Consider the following 7,994-nt stretch of genomic DNA (forward strand, 5'->3'; position numbering starts at 1 on the left):
CAATTTATGACAAATCCACGTTTTTTGTAATAAACACAGTAATTTATGAAATGAAAAGGATTACGTTTAAGAAAAACTAATTTTTTTTCATTTATTTTTACTATACATCTATATTTAAGAAAGTGTTAAGGTACATTTTTCTCTATGAAAAGTTTTTGCAGATACATAAAAAAGGAAGATTAAATGAGAATTTAATAGCGTTTCTATTAAAATTACAATTGTAATTTAAAAGTGCTTGACATTGCATGTGAAATCACTTACTTTTAGTGAGTAAAAATATTAAATGAAGGAGCTACATAATGAAAAAGAAAATTATTGCTGGTGGGATTGTGGTTGCATTTCTATGTCTAATTGGCTACACAGGCACGCGTTACGCAAATGAAATTATTTTGTGGGGTGGAGAGACAGATATCGATACAATCAATGAGAATCTGACACAGCTTGACCATACGTTGACAGATAAAGAGCAAAAGATTACAGATCTTACCGCACAACTAGCACAAAAAGAACAGACATTGCAAGATTCAAAGGCAGATGTCCAAGAATACCAAGCAAAAGTAAATGAATTAGAAAACCAAAAAAATCAATCGGCAGCAGAAAAACAAAACTTAGAAAGTCAATTAGTCAGCAAGGATGCACAACTACAAAGCAAACAAAATGAAATCAATGCGAAACTAGACGAAATCAACCAAAAAAATGATGAAATCAATCGTTTGAATGCAGATTGGACGGCAAGACTACAAGAAGCACAAGCAAAACTTTCAGAATTACAAAATACTGTAAATGGTTTGAACCAACAAATCGCAACACTGACACAAGAAAAAGCAAATCTAGAAACTCAGTTAACAGATACGCAAAAAAAATTAGACGAAGCAACTGCTGAAAACACAAGTTTGAAACAATATATTCAAAAGTTAGAAAAAGCAAAAGGCGAAGTGGAAGATACAGCTGATAAATCTCAACAAATCGTTGAAGAACATTTGAGTAAATAATCTTTTATGATAAGTAACCCTTGATCAGCAATGCGGCGACAGCAATTATGCTGTTGCCGCTTTTTTGTTAATAAGTAGTCCTTCATCGTCGCAAGAAGAGTTATATGTTCGTTAAAAAAAATAGCTGGATAAAAAATCACAAGATAAAAAGTGTTTCTTCTTTACAAGAGGGAATATATGTTCGTATAATAGTAATGAGGTGAAGGCAATGGAGATAAAATATGGAACAGTAGATAAGATCCGTACGTTGCAGGTCAGCGCCAGACCACTGATTCGTTTTAGCTTAAATGAGGTCAATTGTTTGATTGCTTCCCATAGTTTGAACTTCCTAGCTGAAGTAGACGAAGGGATGAAACTAGTTGTTACAGGATATTACAATAATAGAAAACAATTCGTTGTGAGATCTTATCATGTGTTAGGAAAACCAAAAATTGTGGTAGAATATGAGAAAAGTCTATACCCAAGAAAAAAGGTCCAATAAGATGAAAGAATGAACGAGAAAAAGAAAAGCGGCTGAGACAAAAATGTCCTAGCCGCTTGTTTTGAAAGAAAAATGCAGACGATGGGATTTGAACCCACACGAGCATACGCTCACAAGACCCTCAATCTTGCATGTCTGCCGTTCCATCACGTCTGCATAAATAATAACACAATAATGATAGCGAGGTTTTACATAGTTGTCAAGCTCAAAAAGTGGGAGGTCTTATGAAGATGGAGAAATATGACGGAGAATTTTCAGGACTGGGGATGATCCTAGGCATATTGATTGGCCTTGCATTTGGTCGTTTTCTATTTGGGTTGATGCTGGGAATTATTTGTGGGATTGCAATGGATTGGGCAGCAAATCTATGGAATGACTATCATGACCAGTAAGTTCTCAGCGCTTCTCTGCGTTTTTTTCGATACTTATGTTTTTCCTAAATAAGTGGCAAATTTTTCTAGGATGGAGTATGATATTGAAATAGTAAATAACAAAAAATTTGGAAAGTTCTAACTTTTTGAAATGAGGGATTGGCTAAGTGATGAGAGAATTTGAAAAATCCAACAAATTAGAAGGTGTTAGTTACGACGTTCGCGGTCCGGTTCTAGAAGAAGCAGAGCGGATGCAAGAAGAGGGCATCAGTATTTTAAAATTGAATACAGGAAATCCCGCACCTTTTGGATTCGAGGCACCAAACGAAGTCATTCGTGATTTGATCATGAATGCCCGTGATTCAGAAGGCTACTCAGACTCTAAGGGAATTTTTTCTGCTAGAAAAGCAATTGAGCAATATTGTCAACTGAAACATTTTCCGAATGTGACGATCAATGATATCTATACCGGAAACGGAGTCAGCGAACTGATCACGATGTGTATGCAAGGGTTGCTAGACAATGGAGATGAAGTACTGGTTCCAATGCCGGACTATCCGTTGTGGACTGCCTCGATTGCTTTAGCTGGAGGTACACCTGTTCATTATATTTGCGATGAAGAGGCAGAATGGTATCCTGATATTGATGATATCAAATCAAAAATAACGAGTCGGACAAAAGCGATCGTCATCATCAATCCTAATAATCCTACTGGGGCACTTTATCCAAAAGAATTATTAGAAGAAATCGTTGAAGTAGCCCGACAAAATAACCTGATTATTTATTCTGATGAAATCTATGACCGCTTAGTGATGGATGGCCTAGAACATATTCCGATTGCTACATTAGCGCCTGATTTGTTCGTTGTTACGCTGAACGGTCTATCCAAGTCTCATCGTGTGGCAGGCTTTCGAGTCGGCTGGATGGTCCTAAGCGGAGATAAATCACACGTCAAAGGCTATATAGAAGGGCTGAATATGTTGTCTTCCATGCGTTTGTGTTCCAACGTCTTGTCTCAGCAAATCATCCAAACGGCGCTGGGCGGTTATCAAAGTGTTGATGAGCTGCTCCTGCCAGGCGGAAGGATCTATGAGCAAAGAGAATATATCTATAATGCAATCAATGATATTCCTGGTCTTTCAGCTGTAAAACCAAAAGCTGCTTTTTATATATTCCCTAAAATCGATACAAAACGATTCAATATTTTGGATGATGAAAAATTCGTCTTGGACTTTTTACATGAACATCATATTCTGCTCGTACACGGTGGCGGATTCAATTGGAACCAGCCAGATCATTTTCGGATCGTCTATCTTCCTAAAATGGATGATTTGAAACAAACGGCTAAGAAAATGAGAGAATTTTTAGCGACATATCGACAAAAGTGACTTTAAAAAAAGCAAATTTTCCAGAAAGAGAGCCACAGACAAACATACTGAGGCTCTCTTTCTAATGGAGATCTCTTAAATAACTAAAGTCATATTATTTAGTTGCAAGTCTTTTCTTGAAGTTTGCGACTTCCTAAAGTAAAATACGGATAGAATGCGAATACGCATATTTTGGGGAGGATACTTATGGAAACGTTAATCGAGTCCTTTGGCACAATCATTAAAGAGATTCGAAAAGAACAAAAAATGACGCAAAAGATGCTTTCGCAAGATATTTGTTCACAAAGTGTACTAAGCCGGATCGAAAATAATGAGGAACTGCCGAATGTATTGGTGATGATGCAGATTTGTCAACGGCTAGGAGTAACGATTGATCATGTGATGAATCTCTCTCGAAAAACTACTCGGACAAACGATAAATTATTTGAACTGTTGGATAGTTGTTTCCAAAAACGTGATTATCGCAAGTTAGAACAAGTACTAAAATCTTCTGATATTTCTGAGAATCTGTATCAAGCAGCTGACTTTCAACGATATTATTATTATCTCGGTGTTTGTGAATTCACGTTGCGTCAAAATATTTCTCAGTCTCTTTATTATTTAAAAGAAGCATTAAGCTACTCTAGCCAAAAAGAAAGAATCCATGTCTCTGACACAGAAATACAACTGATTAGTTGTATCGGAAAAATATATGGTGTGGCAGGAAAAACTGCTGAAGCCCGCTACTATTTGAGTCGAAGCATCCAACTGCTGCATCAATCAGCTGATGAACGATCAAAAAGTGAATTTTCGCAAATTTTTTATAATTATGGAAATTTCTTATTCCATCAAAATGAAATTGACGAAGCACTAGAGCAGGTGAACCAAGGAATCTATTGGGCTCAAGAGAAAAATAGTTACTATTATCTCAATGATTTATTTGTGCTTAAGAGCTTGATATACAAGCGTAAAGAAGAACCAGAAAGAGCAGCATTTTATGAAGGATTGGCACAAGCTGTGAAACAAATTTCAAAAAATCTATAAATGGTGTAGACCATTCTTGACTTCTTCTCTAAATAAGAGTACTTTAGAGGTAGAAAAACAAAGGGAGAGAATAGAATGAGAACTTTTATCTATGCTGACAAATTCTTTTTAGCGTCAGGCGTCAAAAATGCAGGCTATCTTGAAATTACCGATGGGCTTTTTGGTGAATACACCAAAGAACTACCTGAGGGAGAAGTCAACATCATTGACCAAAGCGGCAAATGGATTGCTCCTGGTTTGGTAGATACACATATTCACGGCTATATGAATCATGATGTAATGGACAACGATGCAGAAGGTATCAAAGTGATGTCTGAAGGTCTATTATCTTGTGGAGTGACTTCATTTTTACCAACAACATTGACGTCAAGCAAAGAACGTTTAAAAGATGTAGCTGAGACAATCGGCAAAATGTATCAGGAAGCACCAGGAGCTAAAATCAAAGGAATCTATTTTGAAGGTCCTTTCTTCACAGAAGAACACAAAGGGGCACAAAACCCAAGTTATTTCGGTGATCCTGATTTGGATACTTTCCATGAATGGCAAGAAGCCTCAGGCGGTTTGATCAAAAAAATTGCTTTAGCACCGGAACGTCAAGGTGTAGAAGAGTTTGTCAAACAAGTGACTGAAGAAGGAGTAGTTGTTTCTCTAGGGCACAGTAACGCTACGCTAGAAGAAGCGCAAAAAGCTGTTGAAGCAGGCGCCAGCGTATTTGTCCATGCTTTCAATGGGATGCGCGGATTGAATCATCGCGAACCAGGTATGGTAGGTGCGTTATTATCTTTAGAACATGTCTTTTCTGAATTGATTTGTGACGGACATCATGTACATCCAAATGCGGCAGGAATCCTAATGGAAAAAGCAGGACATGAGCATGTCGCTTTAATTACAGACTGTATGATGGCCGGTGGGATGCCTGATGGAAATTACAATTTAGGTGAATTTCCGGTAGTAGTAAAAGAAGGAACGGCACGTTTGGAATCTGGCAACTTAGCTGGAAGCATCTTGAAATTGAAAGAAGCAATTAAGAATGTCGTGGATTGGGGACTAGCAACACCAGAACAAGCAGTCATGATGGGTAGTCTGATTCCAGCAATCAGTTGTAAAATCGATGACACATGTGGAAAAATCGCTCAAGGACGCGACGCAGACTTTATCGTATTGAACCCTGATATGACATTGGAAGCAACTTATCTAGATGGTGTGGAACGTTTCCACGCATAATATAATCTAAGATAGAGGCTGGGACAGAAGCGTTTAACTCCAAGAAATAAGAAGAAATTCACGAAAATTGCTTTTCAAATTTTTGTGAATTTCAGCTTATTTCCGAAGGAGTTGCTTCTGCTTCCGCCGTTTATACGTGTTTAGAGCGTGAGACAAAAGTGTTCTTTACTTTTGTCCCACGCTCCTTTTTGTATTCTAACGAATATCACTTTACATAAGTTTCAAAAGTTTCTTTAATTCCTTATTGTTCAATAGTTAACAATATAAAGATAAAATAAAAAATGTTAATACGTATTAGCCAAATAAAAGCATTTTTAATTGTGAATAATTGAACATCAATAGGAGGGAAAAGATGAATTTATTTGATATTTTCCGATCGACTTTGACAGATATGTCGATTGTTAGTGCAATCACTTCAACAGTTTTTATTATATTATTAGGGTTTATTTGTAGAAAAAAGGAAATTTTTTCTGAATCCGTTGGAAAAATCCTATCGAAAGTTGTCTTAACAGTGGCTCTGCCAGCACTTGCATTTCGAGCTTTCATGCAAGATATCAATACAGAACTATTGATGCAAGGAATCAATGTCTTGATTTGGGGGTTAGTGATTTATATTATTCTTATTCTAGTTTCAAGACCATTTTTCTTAAGTTATAAAGGGGATAAGCAATCAACGTTGCGTGTCCTGACAATCTTTGGTTCTACGACCTTTTTCGGGACACCGATCGTCAGTGCGATTTATGGACCGGTCGGCGTGATGTATTCCTCGATTTTCAACATTGGTTATCGGATCTTTTTGTATTCTTATGGATACATAAAAATGAGTGGCTTGAAGATGGAAGCCAAAAATATCAAAGCGATGTTCGTTAATCCAATCATCATCGCTACTTTTGCCGGCCTTTTCATTTGGCTTTTCCAAGGATATCTTCCACAAGTGTCAGTTACAGGTGCAGAAGGAGAGATAAGCCAAGTAGCGTTTTTGCGAATTGACCAGACAGCACCTTGGCTATTTCAGCCAATGGATTATTTAGCTGGTTTAAGTTCGCCATTGGCATGGCTAGCAATCGGCGCAACATTAGGTGAAGTAAGTTTCAAAAAAGCTGCTTCTGAAAAAACATCATGGTATTACAGTTTAGTCAAAGTGGTATTTGTACCTGCATTGAATATCGTGATTTTAGCAGTTTTGACGGCAACAAATATTCTACCGGTCAATTTTGAAGCACTGGCAACGATTGTTATCATGATGGCTACACCAGCCGCAACTGTGGCAGCAGCCTATGCTATCAGTTTTGATAGGGAGGCACTTTTAGCCTCTAATGCATCCTTACTGTCAACTATTTTTGCTGTAGTACTGACACCTGTATGGATCGTTGTATTGCAAATGATTCACGGCATAGGTTTGTTTTGATAGGAAATGGAGGAGGAAAGTATGAGAATCGCATGTTATGGTGTTCGTCCGAATGAGATCGATTTTTTTGAGCAATTGAATATTTACCATTATGAACTGAGTCTTTATGAAGAACTACTGACGCATGACAATATTGAATCAGCTAAGGCCCATGATGCTGTACTGCTGAGAGGAAATTGTATAGCAGATGAGATCAATCTTGCAAAAATGCAGAAATATGGGATTCGCTATGTTTTTACCCGAACTGTGGGAGTCAATCATATCAATCTACAAGCGGCAGCTGATTTTGGTATGACAGTAGCCCGTGTCCCATCATATTCGCCAAATGCTATAGCAGAATTATCTTTGACTTTTGCCATGATGCTTTTGAGAAATACAGCGTATACGACGATCCGAACATCTTTCAAAGATTTTCGAGTGGATGAACAAATGTTTAGCCGTGAAATCAGAAATTGCACAGTAGGTATCATAGGAACAGGCAGAATAGGATTGACGGAAGCGGTTTTGTTTAAGGGCCTAGGAGCCAAAGTGATCGGCTATGATATCCATCAGACAGAAGCTGCTAAAAAAGTATTGACGTTTCACTCACTCGAAGAATTGTTAGCAAAAAGCGATATCGTCAGTATCCATGTACCTCATATCCCAGGTGAAAACGATCAAATGATCAATGAAGGATTTTTGGCTCAAATGAAAAGAGGCAGTATCTTGATCAATACAGCTCGTGGAGAGCTTCAAGATAATGAAGCTATTTTAAGAGCTTTGAAAAGTGAACATTTAGCTGGTTTTGCAACCGATGTTTTTGCAAATGAAACAGATGTCTTTTTCCGATCTTTCAAGCCATGGGAGACGATTCCAGATCCTGCTATCCAGCAACTAGTAGAATTGTACCCTAGAGTTCTTATAACCCCTCATGTAGGTTCAAATACAGATGAGGCATTGTCAAATATGATTTCGACAAGCTTCGAGAACTTCCGCGAAATAATAGAAACTGGAAAAACGAAAAATGAGATATCTCTTCCTAAAGCGCGTCAATTAAAATAAGGAAACATGGGCACGCACCACTAATATGTTTAAAAATAGAGGTTGTGACAGAAGTGGTCAGCTTCA

At 37.5% G+C, this 7,994-nt stretch carries 8 protein-coding genes and 1 tRNA gene; 8 read left to right on the top strand and 1 reads right to left on the bottom strand.

Annotated elements, in window-relative coordinates; all coding sequences use genetic code 11:
• Positions 1-299: 299 nt before the first annotated feature.
• Positions 300-992, top strand: coding sequence for a DNA-directed RNA polymerase subunit omega (locus HMPREF2988_RS01105; protein WP_070769835.1), 693 nt, complete (start codon positions 300-302; stop codon positions 990-992).
• 208 nt (positions 993-1,200) lie between these two features.
• A complete protein-coding gene (locus tag HMPREF2988_RS01110; RefSeq protein ID WP_002292700.1) occupies positions 1,201-1,473 on the top strand; it encodes a hypothetical protein in 273 nt (90 codons plus the stop codon).
• A gap of 73 nt (positions 1,474-1,546) precedes the next feature.
• Here the strand turns inward: HMPREF2988_RS01110 and HMPREF2988_RS01115 are convergent.
• Positions 1,547-1,629, bottom strand: a tRNA-Leu gene (locus HMPREF2988_RS01115).
• 74 nt (positions 1,630-1,703) lie between these two features.
• Here HMPREF2988_RS01115 and HMPREF2988_RS13715 point away from each other — a divergent pair.
• The 6 genes from HMPREF2988_RS13715 to HMPREF2988_RS01145 all read left to right on the top strand — a co-directional run bounded on the left by HMPREF2988_RS13715 (position 1,704) and on the right by HMPREF2988_RS01145 (position 7,928).
• Positions 1,704-1,865, top strand: coding sequence for a hypothetical protein (locus tag HMPREF2988_RS13715; RefSeq protein ID WP_002335007.1), 162 nt, complete (start codon positions 1,704-1,706; stop codon positions 1,863-1,865).
• Positions 1,866-2,014: 149 nt separating this feature from the next.
• Positions 2,015-3,232: a pyridoxal phosphate-dependent aminotransferase gene (locus HMPREF2988_RS01125; RefSeq protein ID WP_002303757.1), complete on the top strand. Its 1,218-nt coding sequence runs from the start codon at positions 2,015-2,017 to the stop codon at positions 3,230-3,232.
• A gap of 186 nt (positions 3,233-3,418) precedes the next feature.
• On the top strand, positions 3,419-4,255 hold the full coding sequence (locus HMPREF2988_RS01130) for a helix-turn-helix domain-containing protein (protein ID WP_010732748.1): 837 nt from the start codon (positions 3,419-3,421) through the stop codon (positions 4,253-4,255).
• Between the two features lie 75 nt (positions 4,256-4,330).
• Positions 4,331-5,479: an N-acetylglucosamine-6-phosphate deacetylase gene (gene nagA, locus HMPREF2988_RS01135; RefSeq protein WP_070769836.1), complete on the top strand. Its 1,149-nt coding sequence runs from the start codon at positions 4,331-4,333 to the stop codon at positions 5,477-5,479.
• Positions 5,480-5,831: 352 nt separating this feature from the next.
• Complete coding sequence (locus HMPREF2988_RS01140; protein ID WP_025478486.1) at positions 5,832-6,887, top strand: AEC family transporter; 1,056 nt, start codon at positions 5,832-5,834, stop codon at positions 6,885-6,887.
• Between the two features lie 21 nt (positions 6,888-6,908).
• On the top strand, positions 6,909-7,928 hold the full coding sequence (locus HMPREF2988_RS01145; RefSeq protein ID WP_070769837.1) for a 2-hydroxyacid dehydrogenase: 1,020 nt from the start codon (positions 6,909-6,911) through the stop codon (positions 7,926-7,928).
• Positions 7,929-7,994 lie beyond the last annotated feature (66 nt).

The organism is Enterococcus sp. HMSC061C05, assembly GCF_001814765.1.
Lineage (GTDB): Bacteria > Bacillota > Bacilli > Lactobacillales > Enterococcaceae > Enterococcus_B > Enterococcus_B lactis.

Bases quoted from the DNA above. Each gene is read 5' to 3' on its own strand.
- HMPREF2988_RS01125 (WP_002303757.1), top strand. From the start codon at position 2,015: ATGAGAGAATTTGAAAAATCCAACAAATTAGAAGGTGTTAGTTACGAC.
- nagA (WP_070769836.1), top strand. From the start codon at position 4,331: ATGAGAACTTTTATCTATGCTGACAAATTCTTTTTAGCGTCAGGCGTC.
- HMPREF2988_RS01110 (WP_002292700.1), top strand. From the start codon at position 1,201: ATGGAGATAAAATATGGAACAGTAGATAAGATCCGTACGTTGCAGGTC.
- HMPREF2988_RS01130 (WP_010732748.1), top strand. From the start codon at position 3,419: ATGGAAACGTTAATCGAGTCCTTTGGCACAATCATTAAAGAGATTCGA.
- HMPREF2988_RS01140 (WP_025478486.1), top strand. From the start codon at position 5,832: ATGAATTTATTTGATATTTTCCGATCGACTTTGACAGATATGTCGATT.
- HMPREF2988_RS01145 (WP_070769837.1), top strand. From the start codon at position 6,909: ATGAGAATCGCATGTTATGGTGTTCGTCCGAATGAGATCGATTTTTTT.
- HMPREF2988_RS01105 (WP_070769835.1), top strand. From the start codon at position 300: ATGAAAAAGAAAATTATTGCTGGTGGGATTGTGGTTGCATTTCTATGT.
- HMPREF2988_RS13715 (WP_002335007.1), top strand. From the start codon at position 1,704: ATGGAGAAATATGACGGAGAATTTTCAGGACTGGGGATGATCCTAGGC.